The organism is Brevibacterium zhoupengii (assembly GCF_021117425.1).
Lineage (GTDB): Bacteria > Actinomycetota > Actinomycetes > Actinomycetales > Brevibacteriaceae > Brevibacterium > Brevibacterium zhoupengii.
On record NZ_CP088298.1, the window covers coordinates 1,704,800 to 1,729,447 of the forward strand.

Here is a 24,648-nt window from a genome sequence, read left to right on the forward strand (position 1 = left end):
TCTAACTGCGGTCAGCGATCAATTCGAGTTGCATCTACTTGCACCTGTATGGGCTCAGGAGGATTTCTGAAATCAACTGGCCCTTGAGGAGATGCATTCGACATAACGCTTGGAAATGTTCGGTCCGAGTTCTGCAATCGGTGAAAGGCCCGTGCAACCAGGTGCCTTGCTCGCTCAGCCGACTCGTTGCCGGAGAAGATCACCTCGCTGAAACGGCTGAGCACATCGCCAGCGGCGAGGACAGCATCGTCGGTGCCAGTGTGAAGATCGGGACTCTCCTGGAATTGGCTCTCACTGTTCGAAAGCGCCTGCTTCACGAGAGTCTCGTCTTCGCCGAGCTTGGACACGATCGTTGCCACTGCACCACGGGTGGTCTCTTCGGATTCCCCGAGCAGAGCAGAGAGCTCACGCACGACCTCCAGCAGGGCGACCAAGTTCGGGTCCCGTGGATCAGCACTGGCGACGGCAGAGGCCCCAGTCACGGTCCCGCCTGCGGAGATGTCGATATCGACGGGCTGCTCTTCGACAAGCTGCAACCGTGTCAGCTCGACGTCGGACAAGTCAATCTTGTCCGACACTTCAGTGTCGCGAAGGTGCGGTGCGAGAAGTCGAAGATAGATCGCTTTCTTCGCTAGCTCCAGGTCTTCGTAGTCGACGACCTGGGTGATGAAGTCATAGAAGCTCAAGAAGGATGTCGTATTTTTTCGGAAGATCTCGAGCTCGTCAAGTTCGATGCGGTCTTCTCGCAACTGGGCATGTTTCAACCGATCGCGATAGCGCTTCTTGGCTGGGCCTAGGCCGGCGGCGATCTTGCCATTGACCTTCGACCCTCTGCCGGTGCCCTCGAGAAGGAACGCACTTGCCACCTGCTCGACCTCATCCAGTTCGTAAATGTCCGCGCCGTCGAGTTTGGAGATAATGTCCCAGATGAGGTTCGGGTCAGTTGACTCATCGATTTGGGCATCGAGGAAGTAGGGCTCGAATGCCTCCTGGATATCGGCCGGGTCATTGACGAAATCCACGACCTGCGTCGTCAACGCAGTCTTCTTCGTCCCCTTCGCGGTTGTATGTGTGCGGTTCAAACGTGAAAGCGTCTGAACCGCAGTGATGCCAGAGAGCTTCTTGTCGACGTACATCGCGCACAGCAGCGGCTGGTCGAAGCCAGTCTGGAACTTGTTCGCGACGATCATGACCCGGTATTGGTCACTCTTGAACTCCTGGCGAAGGTCGCGCACACCAGCGTTCATAGTGCCTTCAGTCAGTGACTCCAACCCGAGCTCCGCACTGGTCTCCGCGTCTTCAACAGTGCCGGAGAATGCCACCAGAGTCTCGTAGCCCAGACCCCGCGCCTTGATGTAGCGATCGATTTCGCGCTTGTACCGCACTGCGCCGAGCCGACTGGGGGAGACGACCATTGCCTTGGCAGTTCCATCGAGCAGGTGGGCGACGTTCTCGCGGAAGTGCTCGACGATGATAGCTGCCTTCTGTGCGATCGTGGTCGGGTTGACCCGTACCCACTGCATGACAGCTTTCTTCGCTTTTGACTCTTCGACCTCGGTGTCGAGTGCACCCTCGATTCGTTCGGCGAGGTCGAAGTACATCTTGTATGTCCGGTAGCCACGCAGCACGTCAAGGATGAACTCTTCTTCGATCGCCTGTTTCATCGAGTAGAGATGGAATGGCTTCGGTTCTGCCTCGTCGTTGTCGCGATGGCCGAACAATTCCAGTGTCTTCTTCTTCGGTGTTGCCGTGAATGCAAAGAACGAGATGCCTTCGTGACTGGCTCGAGCTTTGAGGTCATCCGAAAGCATCCGATTGATCATCATCTGCTCGGCGTCGACCTCGACCTCACCGGTCTCAGCGAGCTCGTCTTGCTGCTCCGAGGTCAAGACACTCTTGAGTTTTGCTGCAGTCTGTCCCGACTGGGAAGAGTGGGCTTCGTCAGCGATGACGGCAAACCTCTTCCCAGTGAACACGTCAGTGCTCTGAATCTGTTCGAGGATGAACGGGAATGTTTGGATTGTGACGACGATGATCAGCTTGCCGGACTCCAGAGCCTGGGCCAATGCGCCAGACTTGGAACCGGTGCCGGAGTCTCGGATGGTCTTATCGTCGATCGTGGCGACGATTGATTGGCTGTCGGTGTCGATCTGTCGGATGGCTTCCTGCAACTGCGCGTCGAGCACGTTTCGGTCGGTGACGACGATGACTGAGTCGAAGAGCTTCTGATTATCGACCTGTAGCCGGGCCATCCGGTGGGCGGTCCAAGCGATTGAATTGGTCTTACCCGATCCGGCCGAGTGTTGTATAAGGAACCGCCGGTCTGGGTCGGGCGCTGTCACTGCACGCTCAAGCTTTTCGACGACGTCCCACTGATGGAAGCGAGGAAAGACCAGCGTGTAAGCACGCTTCTGCCGCCCGGATCGGTCTTTGGTACGGGACTCGGAGATCCAGATGAACCGAGATAAGATCGCCAGCCATGCGTCGCGCTGCAGGACTTGCTCCCAGAAGTACCCGGTCCTCTGCCCCTTCGGATTGAGGGCATTGCCGGCACCACCGTCCTCGGTCCCGCGATTGAACGGCAGGAACCGGGTCCTCGGCCCGTCGAGCTTTGTGGTCATCCAGACCTCGTCCTCGGACACAGCGAAGTGGACTAGAGCTCGGGTACCGTTGCCAAGCAGCGCATAGGGTTTCTTACCCCTCGCGCCGAGAGAGCGGGCCTTGTACTGGGCCTTCGCGTTCTCGACGGTTTGTGTGTTCTCGGTCTTGACCTCGGCAGTGGCCACTGGGACACCATTGAGGAAGAACACCAAGTCGATGGATTTGTTGCCGTCGCCGTAATGCACTTGGCGCATGACGCGCAGACGGTTCGCATTGTAGCGGGCAAGCGTCGCCGGGTTGAGGGATGTCTCCGGGCGAGCCTGCATCATGTCGAACTTCGCAGAACCAGCGCCGAGGCCTGCCACGTTGAAGCCCTTGCGGAGAGTGCGCAGGGCGCCCTCGCGATCGGTCATCGACTTATCAAGGCTGGCTACGAGGCGATCGAGGAGCATCCGCTGGCGTTTGTCTTCGTCCGGTGACCCGGGCTTGACGAATTTCTCGAACGCCGCTGATTGCGTCTCCTGGAGCCACGCGAAGACATCTGCGGGTACCAGCGCGCGCTCAACGTCGTAGAAGTCGTCGTTCTCGGAGTAGATCCAGCCGTTCGCTTCGAGGTACTCGCAGAGCTCGCGCTCGAACTCAATCTCCTTGTGCTGTGCCATCAGGCGGCCGTCCTTACGTCAAATTGGCCGGTGACTGCAGCGGTGATCAGCGCGACTCGCCGCTCTTGCGAGAGCGCGATGAGTTCTTCAGACTCGGCAATGAGCGCGTCGATACGAGAGTTATCCACCTTGCCTGCTTGTACGATTTCCGTCTGCTGTTCAAGGCTCGGCACCGGAATTGTGACTTCACGGACCACAGAGGTGTTCAACCGCGCTCGAGTGGCACCGCGCGCCAAAAGCGCCATCTGTCGTCGCGACGCCGGAGCTGAAAGTGCCCAGGCAAGGTATTGAGCGGATACCAAACTATTCGGCCGCGCTCGGTAACAGTCAGCCTTCACGATGGCAGGACCCATTTCGGGCAAAACGGCAGCGCGGCCTAGCGGCCACCTTTCGTCACCAAGCCCCGCGATGACGACATCGCCCGGACGAGCTGCGTGAGAGCTGAGTTTTGCGGCGTATTCCAGCGAAACAAACGCCTGATCTTCGTCACGGAAATCGTTTATCCCAATATTTCCAAGCCGGACTACTCGCGCACCTTCGTCGGAGTAGTGCGCACTTGTTAGGGACGAGCCGAACGGGCCGTCAACGATGGACTCGAGGACTCGTCGAACCTGAATCATTCGACCGACAGAAATCGCTCTTTCGTATAGGGACGACCACCCGGCATCCCGTCGCTCCCGCAATGTTTCGATAAGGCCGCGCTGCTCGGCGATCAGCTCGTCGATCCGATTGGTCTCGCGATCGAGGTAGTCGGCGATGTCATGCTGCTCTTCGAGGTCGGTAATCAGGACCGGGAACTTGGTAAGCCAATCAGAGGGCACACGACGAAGATTCCCGACGCCCTGCAGCGTTGTGGCACCTTCTTGCAAGAATGGCAAAGATCGGGTCACGTAGGCGATGAATCTAGCGTCTACACCTGGAAGTGCGCGAAGGACGTGCAGCTCAGTAGTGCCCGCACCAAGTGGCGTCTCGAGGTCGGCCACGATCGCCCTCGCAGCTTCGAAGGTTGGCGTGATTTTTGGGACGAGAACGTCGCCGTTTCGGAACTGTGTGTACCCTCCAGCTACTTTTGCAGCGATCGCGCGACCCGAAACGTCTGCACGCCCATAGGGCCAAACAGCCGCTAGTGGCAGGAATGTGACTTCCGCGTCCCGATAGTCGAGAAACTCCGGTGTTGGCGGGTTAACGTTGACGAGCTTTCCGAGAGGCATACTCATGCCTCCACCGCCTTCAGCATGGTGAGGATCTTCGCGATCTTCGCCTCGAGGTCCTTGTCGATCTCCTCCAGAGGTCGGGGCGGCACGTACTTGTAGAAGATTCGCGTGAAGGGGATTTCGTAGCCCACCTTCGTCTTCTTCTCATCGACCCAGGCATCGGGTACGTGCGGTGCGACCTCGGCGGCAAAGTACGCCTCGATGGTCGTGTCCTTGCCGTCAGCACCGTCAGTGTTGCCGCCGTAGGTGAAGGGCACGTTCTCGGTGTCGCGCTTTTTGCTGTCCGGCTTCGGCTTGCCCTTGCGGTCGCGCGCGATCTCGCCGTCGTCATCCAGCAGAGGGCGCTCCACTGTAATTGTCCAGTAGCCGAACTCGTCGGTGGGCATGATCTTCGAGGTCTCGCTGTCATCGTGGGCGTCGTAGAGCGCTACGATTTCGTCCCGCTGGCCCATGGAAATTTCGCGGCGTTTAGATCCCATTCCCTTGCGCATCTTCGTCCACATGCCACTCGCATCGATCAATTGGACTGTGCCCTGACGTTCGGGCTGCTTGTTGTTGTCGAGGACCCAGATAAAGGTGGCGATGCCGGTGTTGAAGAACATGTCCGTGGGCAGCGCGATGATCGAATCGACGAGGTCTTCTTCGAGCAACCACTGGCGAATCTTGCTCGGTCCCGACTCAGCTGCGCCGGTGAATAGTGGAGAGCCGTTCAGGACTATGCCGGCGCGGCCGCCACCCTCGTGGGCGGGGCGCATCTTGCTGACTAGGTGCTGTAGGAATAGCATCTGTCCGTCGCCGACGGGCGGAAGTCCCGCATTGAATCGGCCATTGCCGCCAGTGCGGTGTTCTTCCTTGACGACCTTCTCCGCGGCTTTCCAGTCCACACCATAGGGAGGGTTGGAGAGGCAGAAGTCGAAAGTGCGCTTGTAGAAGTGGTCGTCAATAAGGGTGTCGCCGCGGCGGATGTTGCCAATGTCCTGGCCTTTGGAGATCATGTCCGATTTGCAGATGGCGTACGACTGCCCGTTAATCTCCTGCCCGAACAACGTCAGCCTCGCGTTGGGATTGCGTTCGCTCAGTCGTTCTTCTGCGACTGAAAGCATGCCGCCTGTGCCTGCAGTCGGGTCATAGACCGTGCGCACGACGCCCTCGCCGAGGAGTGATTCCTGCTCTTCGGCGAAGAGCAGATCGACCATCAGGCGAATCGCATCGCGAGGTGTGTAGTGCTCGCCGGCTTCCTCGTTGGAGGCTTCCGCGAATTTATAGATAAGGTGCTCGTAGAGATCTCCCATCTCGGCGTTGGAAATCGCCTTTGGGTGCAGGTTCACACCTGCGAATTTTTCAACGACGAGGTACAAACGGTTGTTCTCGTCAAGCGTGCTGATAACCTGCTCGAACCCGAACTGTTCGAAGACGTCGATGTTCGAAGAGAAACTCGTGACGTACTCAATGAGGTTCTCACGCAGCTGGTCGGGATCCTTCAACAGTCGGTCGAAGTCGTACTGGCTTGTGTTGTAGAACGACAGCCCTGTGGCCTTGCGCATTTGTGCGTCGAGGACACCGCCAGTGTGTTTGGAAGCTAAATGTCGCATAGTGTCGCGATTCGTGGCCATGAGCGCGTCCAGGCGGCGGAGGATCGTGAAGGGGAGGACGATGCTTCCGTATTGATGCGGTTTATACACGCCGCGGAGCTGGTCAGCGATCGACCAGACGAAGGGCCCCAAATTGCTCATTCATGTTCCTGTCTTGATTGAATTATGCGACGTAACTCATCGTACTCATTGATCAAGGCACAGACATGATGGTGTCACGACAGATCTAGTCATTTGCTGTGTGCACCAGCGGGAGCTGCGGAGTGACTGAACAAAGCAGATGTCTTCAGAACGACTCGCGGGTGCAGCCCTGGGTCTTGTTGAAGTAGTCGAGCACACAGACCTGGCATAGTGGGCGATACACGCTGGATTCTCACTCGATCGACGAGGAGCACCAATGACTGTGTCCCTAAACGCCGCGGAGATTGTCGAGATGTTTGTGACGGACGAAGAAGCGCCTTCATCAGAGACGGTTCATGCTCAGGCGATTTCGTTCTATCCTCAGCACTGGCGCAAACGCTGGCCCGAACAATTGGACATCGATTCCTTATCCATTTTGAGTCTTGACGGTCTAGATGGAACCGGGCGACGGACCATATCGCGTTCGGACCTTTTTGGATTGGGCCGTGAAGTCGAGACACCCCTCGATGCGCTGAACTTCTTCGTCGCAGTGTATTCCTGGGGTGTGGGGACCTTTGCCCGAGGCGTCAGCCGTGGCCTCCGAGTCCTCGAGGCCGACGATGCCAGCGATAGAATTCTCGGCGCGTTGGAAACACTTCGCGAATCAGATTTCGACCCGCGAGTGGGTTACTCCGCATTCAACAATTACGACCAAGCGAAACTAAAGCACCTCGGTCCTGCCTTCTTCACCAAGTTGCTGTACTTTTATAGCCACGACAGATTGTCGCGGACGACGAATACCCCACTGATTCTGGATCAGTATGTTGCTGCGTCGCTGAATTGGGACTCCTGGGGCTGGGGTTCCGCACAGTACGCCGGCTACATCAAATTGGTGGATCAAGTGCGTTCGCATCTCGACGCCGATCTACCTGGCGATGTCGTCGAGTACGTTCTCTTCAAGCATGGTCAGCGAGCGCATATGCGCGGATAAGTTAGGGAATAGGTGCATGCCTTCAGTTAACAGTTCAAACGACGACCCGTTGCGGCGAGCCATTTGGTCGATTTTTGACAGATTCCGAAACTACTCATCCGAAAAGGTAGCCGACGTTGCTCTACGCGAAGTTTTCGGCCTTTGGCTAGCTGCAGGAGACGGTAGCTCATGCAAACGGGAGCTCGAGCATAGATTCCAGAGCTATAAAGTAGCCGAACCGGAACTGGCGGATATCGTTAGGGCACATCTCGAAGATTTGGTTCGAGCGGTCAGCAAGCCAGGTGTATTCGCCGAAATCTTCGAACTGGTCCTTGAAGCCAGCCTGACTGTGTTGGGGAGAGCCCGACAGGAGTATCAGTCATCCGAAGTCCTGAACTCGTTCCTCGGTGAAATAATTGAACCTCCTGAGAGTGTTTTCGATCCTGCCTGCGGATTTGGTGGCACTCTTCTCTCAATGGGTGCGCCCAAGACCGCAAAAATTGTAGGGACTGAGCTCCACTCCGGATCTGCAGACGTCGCCGAAATGCGCCTACGGATACACGGCTATAAACATGTCGAGATCCGTTGCTCAAATTCTCTTACTGATGGGCCAACTGCGAAATGGGATCAAATCGTCGTTCAACCTCCCTTTGGGCTTCGTCCTAGCGCCAGCGAAGTTGATCCACGTCTGGTTCAGGGGCATTCGCCTCGAGGGCAGATAGACGGTGACAATGCCTGGCTCCGTTTGGTTGCCGATTCGATGGCCCCAGCAGGAAAAGCGGTCATCGTTGTGCCACAGCGATCGATAACTATTCAGGCTCGAAAATCAACGGCTATCAGCTACATCATCGAGAATGATTGGCTTGATGCATCGATTGCGATCCCTCCAGGGCTCATACCGGGGACACAAATTGGAGCGACAGTTCTGGTACTTGATCGTGACAAGTCAAGTCACAAGCGGGGAAAAGTGCTCGTATGCAATGCTGCTGACTTGGTCAGCAGGCATGTTAGCCCAAGTTCAACGGCGATCAAGGAATGGCTGTTGCAAGGGGTTACGCCCCAGACGCCAAATTGGCAGACCAGCATAATCGCCGCAGAGGAGCTACTGGTTCATGGGCCGTTACCCAGGCGATACCTTTCCGAGCCGCCTACTGAACAAACATTAAGACCCGAATCGCCTGGTCGATTCCTCTCTTCGGTCATTCTGGAGAACTTCAAGAGCATAAGCGAAGAGACTGAAATTCCGCTACGACCTCTTACCGTAGTTTACGGAAAAAATTCAGCAGGTAAATCGAGCGTTCTACAATCACTTCTGTTACTGAAGCAATCCGTTCACGCGAACGAATTCGCTGCGTCCGGTCAGGTTATTGACCTGGGCTCGTATGCCGGTGTACTAAATAACCACAATCGTGATAAAACGCTGAAAATTGGCGTGAAGTTTTCCTCTAATCCCAAGATCGATTCGGATCATGTTGTGCCCAGTCCGAGTGAAAATAGGTATGTATCTGTTGGGTGGAGCAACGTAAATTCGGCGTCGTCACAATTTCCGAGCAGCCTATGCGTGGGACTAGGTGAAAAGACTATTGAGTTGACGGGAAACTCCGACGAGCCGGACACGCTGAATCTTCCCACTGATGCCATTGAGACATTCGTAGGAACGACGTTTCAGGATCTCGCATACTACCCTCCAAATAAACCTACTAAAGGTGGTCAAGGAAAGAGACTTGCCCAAAAACTAAATCGGGAGAAAATATTCTCTATTCCGATCTCGCTTTCAAACCTGCGTTTGCACAGTATTTCTCGAAACATTGTGACTAAAATTTCCCATTTTGATTCGGATTTCAGGCGCGGCTTATATGGTTCGTATCTAAATCGTGGTCTAGCATATTGGTCTGCGGTGGGTGAAGAGTTATATAATCTGGTCAATCGTATGTCATATATAGGCCCATTGAGGCAATCTCCTTCAAGATTTAGCCATAGGGTTGAAGCTTCCGGCCGTTTGGACATGCCTTTCTACCTATTGGACAATGAATCCGAACGGATGGAAGTTTCGAGGTGGCTGTCTCGCCTGGGGACGAATTATGAGCTTGATGTTGTCAATCCGATTCGTCCGGAATATAGAGATGCTGTCGGTGACATGGCCTCTATGCTGTTGACTGATAGCCGGTCCGGCATACAAGTGACACCTGCTGATGTCGGATTTGGTATCTCTCAAGTTTTGCCTATCGTTACTGAACTGCTTGTGAGGATGGATTCGATTGTTTTGATTGAGCAGCCAGAAATTCATTTGCATCCCGCGATGCAGGCTGAACTTGCGGACTTGCTAATTGAATCGACATCGGCCTCGGGCCGAGCAAATCAAGTAATTGCCGAAACTCACAGTGAAACGCTGGTTCTCCGCGTGCAAAGAAGGATTAGGGAGGGAGTCCTGTCTTCTGACGACGTGGCGGTTTTATATGTAGATCAGAATCCTGACGGTACGGGATTTGTTCAGGAGCTAAGACTGGATTCGAGTGGTGAGTTTATCGACTCGTGGCCGAATGGCTTCTTTGACGAACAGTTTGACGAGATTTTTGGTGATATATGATGCTGATCAATCTTTCCCTCGCTCCAGAAGCAATTGGAGACATTTCTAAAGCCCGTAAGGGAATCGCCGCCAGGACTCTTCAGATGCATCTTTTTGAGATGATTAGAAGGTTCTGTGGAGTTGTTCAGATGAACGATAGTGAGGCTTTGAAGCTGGTTCAGTTTATCAGTTCTGAGGCGCTAACTACGGATGAAAAGAAGAACTGGCGTGAATTTCTGATTTATCTCCGTAAGCAAAGGCGATTCACCACAGCGACGCCACCAATAGACACAGATTTCGTTAAGTTGACGGACCCTATGATTGTTGCGTCGTTTCGTAGTGTGGCTCCAATTTTGGCAATCATTCCGGAAGTTGATTATGAGTCTATTTTTACCGATGAGGACGGTGTTCACTCGGCCAGTGACGATGTTGAATTTGTTACTTCGGTAACTGCTTCCTCTTCTGCTTTGGTTCAGAAGTTGGTTTCAATGGTCGATGATGGCGTATTTTCTGCAGGAACGCCGCGAGATGTTGTGTGGGAGGACCTGTTTGCTCCTCTGGCACGATCGAGTCATGAGATTGTCATTTACGATTCGTATTTATATAGCGAGATGTGGCGTAGATCCTCGGACTCGACACCAAGTAAAGAACATTTAGCGTGGTTTGTTGACAAGGTTGATTCGTCGGGAGGTGCGGTTCGTAGCATTTCTTTGGTTGGTGCGGCGGGTGATTCGAGAATTGGTGGATTGCCGAGTGATCCTGCTGCGATTGCAGATATGTTGTTTGAAAAATTTGATGGTAGGTTGACTGGTATTGATGAATTAAATTGTTTTGTGGTCGCTAATAGAAGAATTATGCATCATGACCGTCATATTGGATTTAGTTCTGGTCAGGTTATAGATTTGCCTGCCGGTCTCGACCGGCTTTCTCGTCCTAGACTACGTGATGTTATGAATTTTTCGTACCGTTATACACCGTCTTCTGTCCGCGAATTTCGTCGAACTTACGACTCGGCGGTTGAAGGCTCCAGTACTACGCTCTTTACTATAGTTAAATAGTATTCTTGCAGTTTATTCTATTTTGGTGATTCTGCCCTTTTTGCTTTTTTCGGAATTGAAGCTAATGGTGTAATTCCTCTTTGATTGGTTGTGTAGAAATTCGTCGCAAACTCGATTAACGTATGTGTTCTGTTCGAGATCGCGCGGCTTGCGGGCCAGATCACCTCAACAGCAACCGGCTCGACTGCCGGCTCAATTTCCTTCACCACCAGCGGATACCCCTCATAGCTCGAAGTATTGTTGAGCCGCTGCACCAGCACTCCGTACCCAAGTCCGCGTCCCACGAGAGTCCGCACCACCTCGTAGCTGGTCGTTCGGTGGCGGATCTTCGGCTGCAGGCCGCGGGCAGTGAACATCGACAGCGTGTGCTGGCTCGACGGGGGAGAGTCGAGGAGGATCATGTCCCTCTCCACTAAGTCCTCAAGGCGAACCATCTCTCGTGAGGCGAACGGGTCATCGGCCGCCAGGATGACATGCGCCGGTTGTGCAAAAAGCTGCGCGTGGTTGGGCGTTCCCGGGATGAGCGTCTCATAGACGAAAGCCACATCGATCTCACCTGACTCCAGTTTCCCCGCCAGCTTGTCCTGCGTCGTCTCGACGATCTCCAGGCTCACCCGTGGATGCTGCTCGCCGAACTCGGCCAATAGTACCGGCAGGATCATCGGCGCCAGCGTCGGATAGCAGCCGATGGTGATCGGCCCCGCCAACTCGCCATCGCTGGTCTTGAGATCACGCTCGAGTTCATTCGCCTCATTGATGAGACTTGTCGCCCGTGCCGCCACCTGCTTGCCCGCCGCCGTCAGCACCAGACCATGCGCCTTCTTCCGGATGCACAGCTGTGCACCCATCTCATGCTCGAGTGCAGTGATTGAGTCGGAGATCGCCGAGGACGAGACGTGCAGCTCGGCCGCCGCAGCCGAGATCGTACCCAAGCGAGCCGCCGTGACGAGATACGAAAGCTGGCGCAATGAGAAGTTCGGGACCTGGTCAATGTACATATCCGCTTTTCCGGACTAGTAGTCAGATTAATTCCGCTTTTCCTTTTATATCACTCGTCGCACACTGGACTGTGAACGCAGTCACACCGACTGCAAAAGACAACAGCATCACGAACTCAACGATGAGGGGGAGACGACGATGACTTCCGGGCTCCACATGAACACGAACCAAGCGACCACCTCGGCGCCGGTGGCGGACTGGGTGACCATTCCGGAACTCTACGAGGATCCGTTCCCGATCTACGAACGACTCCGTGCCGAAGGCGGCGTCCACTGGGTGCCCGCAGTCAACCGCTACCTCATCACCAGCTACGACGCCGTCAGTGCCACCGAACACAACCAGGAGATCTTCTCCGCCGACGAAGAGGGCTCCCTGCAGATCCGCGCCATGGGCCACTCCATGCTCCGCCGCGACGACCCCGAACACTACGAACAGCGCCGCGCGTGGCAGACCGTCCTCAAACCCGGCTACGTCAAACGCGTCTGGACGAAGATGTACCGCGAAGTCGCCGAGGACCTGCTGACCAAACTCATCGACAAAGGCCCCGGCGCCGACCTCATCTGGGACTTCGCCGCGCCTTACGCCGCCGAGACCCTCCGACGCATGCTCGGCCTCTACAACGTCGACCAATCCGACCTCCAGCGCTGGTCCCAGACCCTCATCGACGCCACCGGCAACTACGCCGACGACCCCGAGGTCTGGGCCAAGGGCGAGAAGTCCTTCAACGAAGTCGACGCAGCCCTGGACGAGATGCTCGAATACCACCTCACCCACCGCGACGACTCGCTCATCTCCGGACTGCTGTCCATGCCCGGCGACATCATGCCGATCGAGAAGATCCGCGCGAACATCAAGATGACCATCGGCGGCGGACTCAACGAACCCCGCGACGCCCTCGGCGTGGCAGCCCTGGCCATGTTCCACCACCCCGAACAGCGCACCGCCGCCATCGCCAACCTCGCACTGTGGCCGACCGTGTTCGAAGAGACCATCCGCTGGATAGCCCCCATCGGCATGTACTCCCGCCAGACCACCCAGGACACCGTGTTCGCCGGCACCCACCTGCCCGCCGGCGCGAAACTGGGCATCTGCGTGCTCTCGGCCAACCGCGACGAAACCATCTGGGACCGAGCCGATCAGTTCGACATCCACCGCGAAGCCAAACCCCACCTGGCCTTCAGCAAGGGCGTCCACGTATGCCTGGGCAACTGGGCGGCAAGAGCCGAAATCGCCGAGGTGGCCCTGCCCCTGCTGTTCAACAGCCTCGAAGGTCTCGCCATCGATGAGACCCAGGAAACCCGCGTGGGCGGCTGGGTCTTTCGCGGAATGCTCAACCTCCCCGTCACCTGGTCCAAGGCCAGCGACGGACCCAACTACGGGGTCGCAGCCAGCGGGGGAGCCGCCTCGGCAGGGGAATCGACATCAGCCGAAGGGAAGGGACCGAAAGTGGCGGTCATCGGTGCCGGACCGGCCGGCTGCTTCAGCGCGAAGGAGATCCTGCGCCAGGTGCCCGGATCCACCGCCGACGTCTACGACCGGCTGCCCGTTCCCTACGGACTGCTGCGCTACGGCGTCGCCGCCGACCACCAGGGCACCAAATCCGTGTCCACCCAGTTCGACCGCCTCTTCGCCGATCCCCGGGCGACGTTCATCGGCAATACCGACCTGGGCGCCGACGTGACCATGGACGAACTCAAAGCCAACTACGACGCAGTGGTCCTCGCCAGCGGTCTCTCCCACGACCGTCCCCTCGACATCCCCGGCACCGAGCTCAAGCACGTCTACCGAGCCGGCACCATCACCCGCCTGCTCAACGGCCACCCCGACGAAATCGACGCCGATTCGTCCCTCGCTGAACCTCTTGTGCTCGGGTCGCGGGTCGCCGTCGTCGGACAGGGCAATGTCGCCATCGATATCCTCCGCCTGCTCACCTGCCAGTCGGAGACGCTCGAGGGCAGCGACATCGATGACTTCATCCACGGCTCGCTGCGAAGCGACATCGCCCGCATCGACGTCATCGGCCGCTCCGAACCACGTGCCGCGAAGTTCGACCCCGTCATGATCCGCGAGCTCGCCCGCGTGCCGGGACTGACCCATGTGCTCCATGGAGTCGATCTGGACTCGGTTCCCGTCGGCAAGGACGCGAAGCTCGACGCGCTGCGCGATCTGCTTGATCCGGCGAATCGGGCTGGTGGTGGCTCGGATCAGGGCGATGCTGCGGGGAAGGAGATTGAGCTGCACTGGTGGTTCGCGAGCACCCCGGAACAGCTCTCTGGGTCCTCTGTCGGTGGCTCGTCGTCTTCGGACCCGGCTGGTGCTGTCGCCGGCATCGACTTCACCCATGCTGGTGAGAAGGTTCACCTGGATGTGGACTCGGTCATTACCGCCATCGGCTTCGTCCGCGACCCGATGACAGTCGCGAAGCAAGGCATCTGCCCCGTCTCGCCCATCCCCGCCGACGGGAAGATCAGCGACGGCCTCTTCGCCATTGGCTGGCTCAAGGGCAACGGCCGCGGCACCATCCCCGACCAGCGCACCGACGCTCGCGCCTTGGCCGCGACCATTGCCGCCGAGGTGACCGCAGGGTCGATCTCGACCGGTGCACCAGGCATCGACCCGCATGAAAACGCCACCGACTTCAACGGGTGGCGCCGGATCGACCTCAAGGAGCGCCTCGGCGCCGGTGTCGGACGGTGCCGCGCCAAGATCAGAACTCGAGCAGAGCTGCTGGATGCTGCACGGGACGACAGCCTCGACGAGCAGCTCACGGTCGCCTCGGCGAGTGCCGCGAAGGATCTGACACCGGGAGTGCCAGTGACCATTCTCTTCGGCACGGAATCAGGCAACGCAGAACTCGTCGCCGAGGAACTGGGCACGTTCCTGGGTGAGCGTTCGGACCTGGAGATCTCCGATCTGGCAACGGTGTCTCCAGGGGACTTGGACCCGGAACGGTTCTACCTGCTCGTGAGTTCGACGTATGGGGACGGTGACGTCCCCAGCTCGGCCACACGGTTCTACGGTGAGCTGAGAGCATCGGACGTCGACCTCGGGGGAGTGCGATTCGCCGTGTTCGGGATGGGCGATGCCAGCTACACAAAGACGTACTCGCGCGGCAGTGAGCTGCTCACCGAAGCACTCGAGGCTCGCGGCGCAACCAGAGTTGGCGAATACGGTCGTCACGACGCTGGGGGACCCGTGCCCGCAGCGGAGGCCGCCAGCGAATGGGCGGAAGGAGTGCTGACGAACCTGACCACGGAACTCGTGCGGGCCTGAGCCGGGCCGTACCTCTGCATCACTGCTGATACACCGCGAACGACACAACACATCAGAACAAGGACGTTCATATGACTGCTACTACCCAAACAACGCCGCCGGCGCAGAAGAAGAACCAGCGCAAGGTTGCCTTCGCCGCGCTCATCGGAACGACGATCGAATGGTACGACTACTTCACGTACTCGACAGCCGCGGCCCTGGTGTTCGCGCACCTGTACTTCGCACCTGCGGGGGAGGGCGTGGGCCAGTTGCTCGCATTCGCGACGATCGGGATCTCGTTCCTGTTCCGGCCCGTCGGCGCATTCCTGGCCGGGCACTACGGGGACAAGCTGGGTCGTCGGTTCATCCTCGTCGTCACTCTTATCACGATGGGAGTGGCCACAGCGCTCATCGGCGTCATTCCCACCTACGAGACGATCGGCGTGACCGCACCGATCTTGCTCATCCTGCTGCGGATCCTCCAAGGACTTTCAGCCGGTGGCGAATGGGGCGGTGCGGCACTGCTGGCCGTTGAGCATGCCGACGATTCGAATCGTGGCCGGGCAGGATCGTATCCGCAGTTGGGCGTGCCGTTGGGCATGCTGCTGTCATCGGGCGTCATTGCTCTGATGACCGGCGTTATCTCACCAGGGGAGGCGTTCATGGAGTGGGGCTGGAGGATTCCATTCCTGCTCTCGGTGGTACTCATCGGCGTCGGCTACTGGGTGCGCCGGTCTGTGGAGGACACTCCAGTGTTCCAGGAGATGAACGCCGAGGCGGCCAAGCGCAAGGCCCCGATCCTCGTGCTGCTGAAGAAGCATCTGCCCTTGGTGCTGGTCGCTGCACTGATCTTCGCGGGCAACAATGCCAGCGGTTACATGACGACCGGTGGATTCGTCACGAAGTATGCGACCACCGATGCGGTGGGCTTCTCCCAGACTGACGTGCTGCTGGCGATCACGTTCGGCTCGTTCGTATGGCTAGTCTCGACGGCGGTCTCCGGCGTGCTTGCTGACCGCATTGGGCGGGTGCGGACCTATGTGATCGGGTTCGTGATTCTCATTGCCACGGCATTCCCACTGTTCTGGCTCATCGACACCGGTTCTCTTGGATTGATGTACCTGTCTCTCGGCATCTTCTCGATCGGCCTGGGGCTGTCGTACGGCCCGCAGGCGGCACTCTACGTCGAGCTGTTCCCAGCATCGATCCGGTTCAGCGGCGTAGCGATCTCCTACGCGTTGGGTGCTGTCATCGGCGGCGCCTTCGCCCCGACGATCGCGCAGGCCCTGCTACAGGCGACCGGAACGACGGCTTCGGTGTCTGTCTACCTCGTCGGAATGTCCGTGATCTCGCTGATCGCTGTGTCGCTGGTGCGTGACCGGAAGGGGATCGACCTGTCTGTGGGCAATGAGGCGGAGCAGAGCGTTGGGGTCTGGCGGTTTGGGACAAAACGAGCATAGCGGCAAAGATGGACGCGTTCCAGAAAGAAGCCTATGCCAAATCCTCCGCTAGTTGCATTTGACGCGACAGACGGCAAGCGCAGGAGTTGAGTCAAAGCGTAAGTTTTCTTTTAATTCGCGTTCTTTTCGTAATGCGATTTCTCCGCCTCCAGTAAGAATATATGAAACAGAACCCAGCCAAGGTAATAGCTGACTTCAGCAATAGGAGAGAAAATTCTTCACTTTCCGGGAAGTACTTTTGATTATCAAGAACGAGATAGTGGTAGATGTCGATGGAAGATAAGTTGTCGAAATCGTCGGCAGGACGCTCTTCTCCATTGAATCGGTTCTCGATTTTATGAAACATTCTATTCGGAGAGGCGAAAGCGCTAAATGCAGTAGCTATGCATGAGATGGCGGATACTATGGTAAAGATAATTTCCCGATAAAGCAAGTTAGTGAAGTGAGAGAAGAATCGTCTGATTGTTAGGAGCATCCCTAGTGATAATCCGACAGCACCTCCAAGGAACGAAGTTGATACTAGAGTTTGAGGTTCGATCACAACAAGATAGTCGCGAACGGAGACACGAAAGAAGGTCGACATTAATACCGAATGGAACAAGGGTGAGGCGGCACCAAGTAGGATCCCAGCTAAAGTGCCAACTCCGATGCATGTTCCCAGATCTGTAACTATTTCGCGTAGAGAGATCATGCGAAGTTTCGCGAAACAATCAGGTAGTAGAAAACTGGCCAATTTCGATAGAACCGTTACGGCAGCAATAAAAACTATCCAAAAATAGATAATCCCAGGTCCGTAAATTCCGGTGGTAAGAGCAGCTTGCGATCTCACGATGTTTGCTGGAAGCGTGTCGGTTCCAGCAACATACACGACAAATATAAATGCGACTGACAAGGCGATCAGCAGCGCTATCGATATGCTTGCTATCATGTATATCCAATATAAAATTGTAACGATGGAAACTTTTCTTCCGCTCGTTTTGGATTGGTAGTGCAAATATATTCGGTAGTGATTAAATGGAATAGGAGAAACAGGGTTCCAGCCGTGGGGTGCTATGATTTGTGATGCCTCACTGGTGCTTCTTCTAATTTTATCTATTATTGCATCGTAATTCCATCTGACGACATCATTCCATGTCGCATGTGTGTCGTTTCCGGTATAGCGAGAATGCATGACCGCAAAGTCCATAACCATAAGAAGCAAAAGGCTCAATATGGCGAGAGGCCCGAGGATACTCAATGATAGAAAGTCCACATAATTCATTAGAGTAAGCGATGTAAGGGCCAGCATCGCATAGCTGGCGAGTCTGAGTCGTCTGCCCTGATAAGGGTACTTCAACATTCTTTCGACGGCTCTCCTGGTGGTTAAGATGTCTAAATGCAAACTTGCTGGATCCTTTCTCCCGGAAAGCTATCTCCGATACTATTCGCGCGGAGTAGGCTTTTCCGTATTAACCCGAAGTGCAGTTCCTATTCTCGCCCGCACTACGGTCACAGCGATGTTCACGCGGTTGCTGGTGTCCAGCTTGATGTTGATGCGGTTGAGATGCGTCTTCACGGTGGCGGTGCTCATAAAGATGGAATCGGCGATCTCCTGGTTCGACAGCCCCTGAGCCACGAGGACCGCGATCTCAAGCTCCTTCGCGGTGAGATCAGCCAGAAGCTCTGTCGCCTCGCGCTGCTGACGCTGATCCTGGCCCGTCGTCACCTTAGAGATCAGCTGCTGCATCGACCTCGGGGAGAGAATCGGCTCGCCAATATGGACCTTGCGAATGGACTCTGCCAAAGCCACCGGAGCGACGTCCTTGAGCAGGTAGCCGGCCGCACCGGCCTCGAGGGCGCGGAAGAGATAGTCATCGGTGTCGAAGCTCGTCAGTGACACGACCTTGGGTGGACGCACACTGTTGACCAGCCGCTCAATTGCCTCGATCCCGCCGATGCCTGGCATACGGATATCCATGAGCACGACATCAGGGAAATGCAGTGCCACCTTCTCCAGCGCCTCTTCACCACTCGACGCAGTCCCGACGACTTCGATGCCTTCGGCGGCCTGGAGGATTCCCCGGATCCCGGTGAGAACCATCGCATCATCATCGACGACGAGCACACGGATCGGGGCAGCATTCTGGGTCATGATCGACACATTACCCGAGGGCTATGACACCGATAGTCCAGTCGTTCAGCTCCGGTGTGCGAAGGGCGGAAGTTTCGCGTCGACGACGAACGATCCTTCGCGGACCCCAATGAAGATCTCACCCTCGAGCATCGCCACTCGCTCCTGAATTCCCGCGAGCCCGGCACCTGATCCCGTCGATGACAGATCCCACTGACCGGTGGGGTGTGACGAACCCACGCGGGGCGCGGACGTCGGGTAGGGCGGAATGCAGGGAGCCGCCTCGGCGACGGAATTGGCTGGTGGTTGGAAGCGATTGGTCGACGGCGGCATGGGATTCGCGACGACGACATGTGCGCCCAAGTCTGCCGAGACCGTGACCTCGAGGGTGACCGGGGTACCCGGCGCGTGCTTCATCGCATTCGTCAGCGACTCCTGGACGATGCGATACACCGCACGATCGAGGACCGTGGAGGCAGACTCGACATCCTGGATGACGATCGAGGGGCGAATGATCGTGCCGGTGGACTGCACCGAGGCGACCAGCTGGGGGATCGAACGCATGGACGCTTGGCTCGGGGGAGTCGAGGCCTCCTTCTGCGGGCCGGGATTGGCCAACGTTCCCTCGCGGACTCCGCCGACCAGATGGCGCAGATCTTCCATGGACGCGTGCGCCTCATGACGCAGCGCAGATGCGGTTGAGGCGACATCGGCATCATCCTTGCTCCCGACCTCGAGGGCACCGCTGTGCAGGGAGATGACCGAGAGCCGGTGGGAGAGCGTGTCATGGAGCTCGCGGGCGAGGAGTTCACGTTCGGACTGGCGGGCAAGCTCGGCGGAGAGGGAATCATTGCGTTGGGTCTCACGCGCAGCGATCGTCTCGACGGCTTTCATCCGTTTGGTCCGGCGCAGCAGGGCACCGACGCCGAGGCTGATGCCGAGTCCGATGACCGCCGAGGCGATGGTCACGAGGGTGATGGCCAGTAGCGCATCGGCCGGGGGAGCGGGAGCGTCGAGGTTCGTCATCTGCTCGGCGTCGGGCAGGAACAGGATGGCGAAGGGATTGAGCTGGACCGGTGACAGGCACATGCGCACTGTAGATGCGATGACCAGGACCGATGCCACCGCCGAGGCGACGATTGCCTGCCGCTTGGATGCGCGGATGACGAGGTGGAAGAGCCCGATAAGCAGCAGGAGCGCATCACCCCACCCGGCCGTGAGCAGTGCGCCGGCGATGAAGGGAACCCACGGCCACTTGTGCCGGAGGAAGACTGTTCCCCACACGGGCACGAGGAGGAGTACGGCCAGCATCCCCGTGTTGCTGATGATGCCGTCGGCGAAGGCCCAGGTGTTCGACGTCAGCGCCATCACCGAGGTGAAGAGTCCGAAGAGGAAGAGGACCACACCGATGGCGATGCTCACGGCGATGCGCACCCACTGGGGAACCCGGCGCCGCCGTGGGCGGGGGAGGTTCTCAGGGCGCTGCTGAGGAAATGGTTGACCTGACACACATGAATAGTAGCCGCGGGCTCTGACATGCGTAGTCCACCGATCGGGTGGACCGACTCAACCGATCGGCTAGACAGTTAGAGCCTATGGGTGGACGTGGAAATCGTGGCTACCCGCGAGGCTTGATGAGTCAGCACGTCACAGCCTTTCAAGGAGCATCATGTCCAACCCACACGCACCCCAGAACCCCGGTCAGCCCCAGCAGCCCGGTCCTCAGCAATCCGGCCCCCAGCCGACGGGCCCACAGCAGTGGGCACCGCAGTACGCACAGTCCGGCCCCAACCAGCCCGGGGCGTACGGTGCGGGCACCGGCTCCCTCACTTCGGGGTCATTCCCGCAGGACGGCTCGGCACAGGGGTACCCCGGGGCACAGCCCGGTTACCCGGGTGAGCACCCACGGCAGCAGGGCTACGTCGGCGGTCCCTATGGGCAGAAGCCGGCGAAGCAGAAGAAGCCCCTGCTCAAGCGCTGGTGGTTCTGGCTCCTCGTCATCGTCGTCATTGCGATGATCAGCGCGTTGAGTGGCGGCGGAGAGGACACAGCCGATGAAGCCGGTGCCTCTTCTGCACAGGAAGAGAAGGCCGCGGGCAGCGAGCAGAAGGATGAGAAGGCACCTGCCGACGAAGGCGGGGACGATCCGGCGGCTGCGGCCGAGCACGGCATTGGTGATGCGGTGGCGGCTGACGGCTGGGAGATCACCGTCGGCAAGGTCGAAGACGGTGTAGCATCGGTCGGCGACGAGTACATGGGCGTCGAGGCTCAGGGACAGTTCGTCACGGTGGCGCTGTCGGTGAAGAACACCGAGTCTGCACCGGACTACTTCTTCGAAGACAACATCAAGCTCGGCGATGACGCGGGCAACACCTACTCAGCCGATTCCGAAGCCGGGATCTACGTCGATGAGAGCTCGATCCTCTTCCTCGAAGAGATCAATCCCGGCAACACCGCCGAGGGTGTGCTGTTCTTCGATGTGCCAGAGGACATCAACCCCGATCGGCTCACCTTCGAAGGCGGCATCTTCTCCGACCCGATCGAGATCTCGCTGAAGTAGAGACGTAGGTAGCCATTGTTCTGAGATGGTGTTGTGGAGGGGAAGCGGTTCGGTCCAATACCGAATCGCTTCTCTCGTTTTGTGTTCCTCACCCGGCTGAACTATTAACAATGGGTACCTTCTCGGCGCTGTCACCAGTGAGTTTGCGTTTCGTGCAATGAAAGCATGCGAAGTCCGCGTTTCTGTTCAGTGACCCAGATCACTGGAGTTCCTAGTGTCGTCAGTAGCTAGATCAATGACGATTCAAGGAGCGCATGTCACATGGATAAAGTGTATTCATCCCCGGTCGACGTCGTGAAGGACATTCCTTCCGGCGCATCCCTCGCTGTCGGAGGCTTTGGCCTCGTCGGAGTCCCCATCACCCTCATTCGCGCACTACGCGACCTCGGTGTTGGCGACCTTGAAGTGATCTCCAACAATTGCGGCGTCGACGACTGGGGCCTGGGCGAGATTCTAAGTACCGGGCAGATCACCCGTATGGTCGCCTCCTACGTCGGTGAGAATAAGGAATTCGCTCGCCGGTACTTGGGCGGAGAGCTTGAACTCGAATTCTCGCCACAGGGAACCCTTGCCGAACGGATGCGCTGCGGCGGAGCCGGAATCCCTGGCTTCTACACCGCTTCCGGCGTCGGTACTGTGGTTGCCGACGGCGGCCTGCCCTGGCGTTATGACGACAGTGGCAACGTTCTCGTCGAATCTCCTGCCAAGGAGACCAAGCAGTTCGACCACTTCGGTTCCGGACTCACCTACGTCCTCGAAGAAGCGATCGTCCCTGACTTCTCCCTCGTCAAAGCCGCTAGAGGTGACCGCCACGGCAACCTCGTTTTCGAGAAAGCCGAACGCGCCTTCAGTCCTGTCGTCGCCACATGTGGACGCATCACCATCGCAGAAGTCGAAGAGCTCGTCGAACCCGGAGAGATTGATCCGGACGATGTCGATATCCCCGGAATCTACGTTCACCGCGTAATTGCACAGACCGCCGAGGTGGCCCGCGAGCTTCCCATCGAGAAGCTCAAGACCCGCCCCCGCGCAGCAGCCTGATTTTCACAGTTCACCAGAAAGGACATCAAGAACATCATGAGTTGGACTCGCAACGACATGGCCGCCCGCGCGGCAAAGGAACTTCCAGCTGGCGGATACGTCAACCTGGGGATCGGTCTTCCCACGCTCATCCCGAACTATCTGCCCGACGGCATCGAGATCGTCATGCACTCAGAGAATGGGATCGTCGGCGTCGGCCCGTATCCCTTTGAGGGCGATGAAGATCCCAAACTCATCAACGCTGGCAAAGAGACCGTGACCGTACTTCCAGGTGCTTCCTACTTCGACTCCTCAATGAGTTTCGGTATGGTCCGCGGCGGCAAACTCGACGTCACCGTTCTGGGCGGAATGCAGGTCTCGACCACCGGCGACCTGGCGAACTGGACCGTACCCGGAAAGATGATCAAGGGCCCCGGTGGAGCGATGGACCTGGTCCACGGAGCCAAACGCGTCATCGTCCTTATGGAGCACCTGACCAAGGACGGTGACCACCGAATCCTCGAGGAGTGCACTCTGCCGCTGACCGGAATGGGTGTCGTCTCCATGGTCATAACGAACTTCGGAGTCATGGACGTTACTGACGACGGACTCGTCCTCCGTGAGGTCGCCGAAGGTCTGAGTGTCGACGACGTCATCGCCGGTACTAGAGCCCCACTCATCATCGATCCGGCACTGACAAGAATGGCACAAGCACCCGCCAGCGCTGCTGCTGCAGAAGCCAAGCGAATTCGTGAAGGAGAGTTCGTATGAAAGGCGCGACGATCGTCGGAGCACACGAACTTCCCCCGCAGCGAACTACCCCAGGGGTGACAAGCCTCGAGATGATCGCTCGGGCCGGCCGAGCCGCCGTGCTCGATGCCGGGCTCACTCCCAAGGACATCGACGGACTGATGATCGGCCCGCAAGTGGGCGAGACACCTCAGCATGCACCGGCAGCACTCTCCGAATACCTGGGCCTGCAGCCCCGCTTTGCCGACATTGTCGATCTGGGTGGTGCTTCGGGGCCGGGGATGGTCTGGCGTGCCGCAGCTGCCATTGCGGCAGGAATGGCCGACACTGTCCTCTGCGTCCTCGGGAATGCCCGCGATACCGAACGGGTCCCGCGCTCGCCTAATCGGAACCCGATCCGCGAATTCGACGTTCCTTACGGAGCCAGCGGAGCCAATCAGGCCTACGCAATGGTTGCTCAAGCGCACATGGCCGAATTTGGCACAACCGCCGAACAGCTGGCACAGGTTCCGGTCAAGCAGCGCCAGAATGCGATGCTCAACCCGAATGCGGTCTTCCACGGCAAGGAGATCACCGTCGACGACGTTCTGTCCTCGCCCGTGGTGATGTCCCCACTGCATCTGCTCGAAGTCGTCATGCCCTGCGGCGGTGGAGCCGCTGTAGTCGTGACCTCAGCCGATCGCGCCACGGATCTGCGCCACGATCCGGTGCACCTCCTCGGCGCCGGGGAAATGGTGACCCACCGTGCGCTGAGCCAGGCACCGCGACTGACCACGTCGCCCCTGGCCCCAGCGATCGATCAAGCGTACCGGATGGCTAACGTGCGAGCTGGGGATCTCGACTTCCTCTCAATCTATGACTGCTATTCCATCGTCGTCGCCGAAACCGTTGAGGACGCTGGATTCTGCCCCAAGGGCGAAGCGGGAGCCTGGCTCGACGAAGCTGACTTCTCAATCACATCCCAGCTGCCGATCAACCCGCATGGAGGTCAACTGTCCACAGGACAATCAGACTTGGCTGGTGGCATGGGTCACCTCGTCGAAGCCGTCCTGCAGCTGCGAGGCGATGCCGACGGCAGACAGATTGACGACCCCGAGCTTGCCCTGGTCACCGGTAACGGCGCGACACTCAGTGAGGAAGTCGCACTCGTCCTCGGGAGCTCACGCGCATGACAACAGGAACTGGAGCACGAGACATGAAAGACGAGCCACAGGCAATGACGGCGAACGCGAGCGGTGCTGGCACCACCCCGGCGATTCGTCGTCCGGGGCTGGTCACGACACCGCTGTCCCAACCATTTTGGGACCTCGCGAACGACGGAAAATTCGCCATCCAGAACTGCGTCGACTGCGGACACCGACAGCACTACCCGCGCAACATCTGCATCAATTGCTGGTCCGAGAAACTTACATGGATGGCGGCGGGCGGCACCGGCACTGTTTGGACGTTCACCGTCGTCGAGAAGCCTGGGCACCCTGCCTGGGCTCCCGAGACCCCGTACGTGATCGCCCTTGTCGAACTGGACGAGGGACCCCGGGCGATGACCCGGATCGTCGACTGCTCACCCGCCGAGGTAGCTGTCGGAATGGCGGTCACGCTACAACCGACGTGGGATGAGCAATTGGAACAGACGCTACTGAATTTCGCACCAGCCGCTTCCGAATAAGCGAACAATTAACCGGGACAAAACGGGCCCGGCTGACAAGGAGGTCAG

17 protein-coding genes are annotated in these 24,648 nt (G+C 57.9%); 10 read left to right on the plus strand and 7 right to left on the minus strand.

Going from position 1 to position 24,648, the window contains the following annotated elements:
* Positions 1–11: 11 nt before the first annotated feature.
* The 3 genes from LQ788_RS07745 to LQ788_RS07755 are packed head-to-tail and all read right to left on the minus strand — an operon-like array spanning position 12 to position 6,210.
* Positions 12–3,263, minus strand: coding sequence for a type I restriction endonuclease subunit R (locus LQ788_RS07745; RefSeq protein ID WP_231446399.1), 3,252 nt, complete (start codon positions 3,261–3,263; stop codon positions 12–14).
* Positions 3,263–4,480 (minus strand): restriction endonuclease subunit S, encoded by a 1,218-nt coding sequence (locus tag LQ788_RS07750; RefSeq protein WP_231446407.1) that lies wholly within the window; start codon positions 4,478–4,480, stop codon positions 3,263–3,265. The genes LQ788_RS07745 and LQ788_RS07750 overlap by 1 nt, the downstream gene beginning before the upstream one ends.
* Positions 4,477–6,210 carry a type I restriction-modification system subunit M gene (locus LQ788_RS07755; protein WP_231446409.1) on the minus strand — a complete coding sequence of 578 codons (1,734 nt, stop codon included), beginning with the start codon at positions 6,208–6,210 and terminating at the stop codon, positions 4,477–4,479. Before LQ788_RS07755 ends, LQ788_RS07750 begins: the two co-directional genes overlap by 4 nt.
* Positions 6,211–6,466: 256 nt before the next feature.
* Between LQ788_RS07755 and LQ788_RS07760 the strand changes: the two genes are divergently transcribed.
* From LQ788_RS07760 to LQ788_RS07770, 3 genes are read left to right on the plus strand one after another with little or no spacing between them, the layout of a single operon-like run.
* Positions 6,467–7,180 carry an 8-oxoguanine DNA glycosylase OGG fold protein gene (locus LQ788_RS07760; RefSeq protein ID WP_231446411.1) on the plus strand — a complete coding sequence of 238 codons (714 nt, stop codon included), beginning with the start codon at positions 6,467–6,469 and terminating at the stop codon, positions 7,178–7,180.
* 16 nt (positions 7,181–7,196) lie between these two features.
* Positions 7,197–9,746 (plus strand): DUF3696 domain-containing protein, encoded by a 2,550-nt coding sequence (locus LQ788_RS07765; RefSeq protein WP_231446413.1) that lies wholly within the window; start codon positions 7,197–7,199, stop codon positions 9,744–9,746.
* Entirely contained in the window at positions 9,743–10,783 is a 1,041-nt protein-coding gene (locus tag LQ788_RS07770; protein WP_231446415.1) for a hypothetical protein, read from the plus strand. Before LQ788_RS07765 ends, LQ788_RS07770 begins: the two co-directional genes overlap by 4 nt.
* A gap of 17 nt (positions 10,784–10,800) precedes the next feature.
* Here the strand turns inward: LQ788_RS07770 and LQ788_RS07775 are convergent, their stop codons facing one another.
* Positions 10,801–11,781, minus strand: a complete 981-nt coding sequence (locus tag LQ788_RS07775; RefSeq protein ID WP_231446417.1) for a LysR family transcriptional regulator — start codon at positions 11,779–11,781, stop codon at positions 10,801–10,803.
* 202 nt (positions 11,782–11,983) lie between these two features.
* Between LQ788_RS07775 and LQ788_RS07780 the strand changes: the two genes are divergently transcribed.
* Together LQ788_RS07780 and LQ788_RS07785 are read left to right on the plus strand one after the other, a co-directional pair.
* Positions 11,984–15,055 (plus strand): cytochrome P450, encoded by a 3,072-nt coding sequence (locus LQ788_RS07780; RefSeq protein WP_231446425.1) that lies wholly within the window; start codon positions 11,984–11,986, stop codon positions 15,053–15,055.
* A 71-nt stretch (positions 15,056–15,126) separates the two neighbouring features.
* The gene (locus tag LQ788_RS07785; RefSeq protein WP_231446427.1) at positions 15,127–16,494 is read left to right on the plus strand and encodes an MFS transporter; all 1,368 of its coding nucleotides are present in this window, start codon (positions 15,127–15,129) and stop codon (positions 16,492–16,494) included.
* A gap of 91 nt (positions 16,495–16,585) precedes the next feature.
* On the opposite strand, the gene LQ788_RS07790 is transcribed toward LQ788_RS07785, so the two are convergent.
* From LQ788_RS07790 to LQ788_RS07800, 3 genes are all read right to left on the minus strand, one after another.
* Positions 16,586–17,833: a hypothetical protein gene (locus LQ788_RS07790; protein WP_231446429.1), complete on the minus strand. Its 1,248-nt coding sequence runs from the start codon at positions 17,831–17,833 to the stop codon at positions 16,586–16,588.
* An 81-nt stretch (positions 17,834–17,914) separates the two neighbouring features.
* The gene (locus tag LQ788_RS07795; protein WP_231446431.1) at positions 17,915–18,625 is read right to left on the minus strand and encodes a response regulator transcription factor; all 711 of its coding nucleotides are present in this window, start codon (positions 18,623–18,625) and stop codon (positions 17,915–17,917) included.
* A 45-nt stretch (positions 18,626–18,670) separates the two neighbouring features.
* Positions 18,671–20,113, minus strand: a complete 1,443-nt coding sequence (locus LQ788_RS07800) for a sensor histidine kinase (protein WP_231446433.1) — start codon at positions 20,111–20,113, stop codon at positions 18,671–18,673.
* Between the two features lie 160 nt (positions 20,114–20,273).
* Here LQ788_RS07800 and LQ788_RS07805 point away from each other — a divergent pair, with 160 nt between their 5' ends.
* From LQ788_RS07805 to LQ788_RS07825, 5 genes are all read left to right on the plus strand, one after another.
* A complete protein-coding gene (locus LQ788_RS07805; protein WP_231446435.1) occupies positions 20,274–21,164 on the plus strand; it encodes a DUF4352 domain-containing protein in 891 nt (296 codons plus the stop codon).
* Positions 21,165–21,425: 261 nt separating this feature from the next.
* Positions 21,426–22,205 carry a CoA transferase subunit A gene (locus LQ788_RS07810; RefSeq protein ID WP_231446436.1) on the plus strand — a complete coding sequence of 260 codons (780 nt, stop codon included), beginning with the start codon at positions 21,426–21,428 and terminating at the stop codon, positions 22,203–22,205.
* Positions 22,206–22,241: 36 nt separating this feature from the next.
* Positions 22,242–22,955, plus strand: coding sequence for a 3-oxoacid CoA-transferase subunit B (locus LQ788_RS07815; RefSeq protein WP_231446438.1), 714 nt, complete (start codon positions 22,242–22,244; stop codon positions 22,953–22,955).
* Positions 22,952–24,106 carry a thiolase family protein gene (locus LQ788_RS07820; protein ID WP_231446440.1) on the plus strand — a complete coding sequence of 385 codons (1,155 nt, stop codon included), beginning with the start codon at positions 22,952–22,954 and terminating at the stop codon, positions 24,104–24,106. Before LQ788_RS07815 ends, LQ788_RS07820 begins: the two co-directional genes overlap by 4 nt.
* A gap of 23 nt (positions 24,107–24,129) precedes the next feature.
* The gene (locus tag LQ788_RS07825; RefSeq protein ID WP_231446442.1) at positions 24,130–24,600 is read left to right on the plus strand and encodes a Zn-ribbon domain-containing OB-fold protein; all 471 of its coding nucleotides are present in this window, start codon (positions 24,130–24,132) and stop codon (positions 24,598–24,600) included.
* The last annotated feature ends 48 nt before the right edge of the window (positions 24,601–24,648 follow it).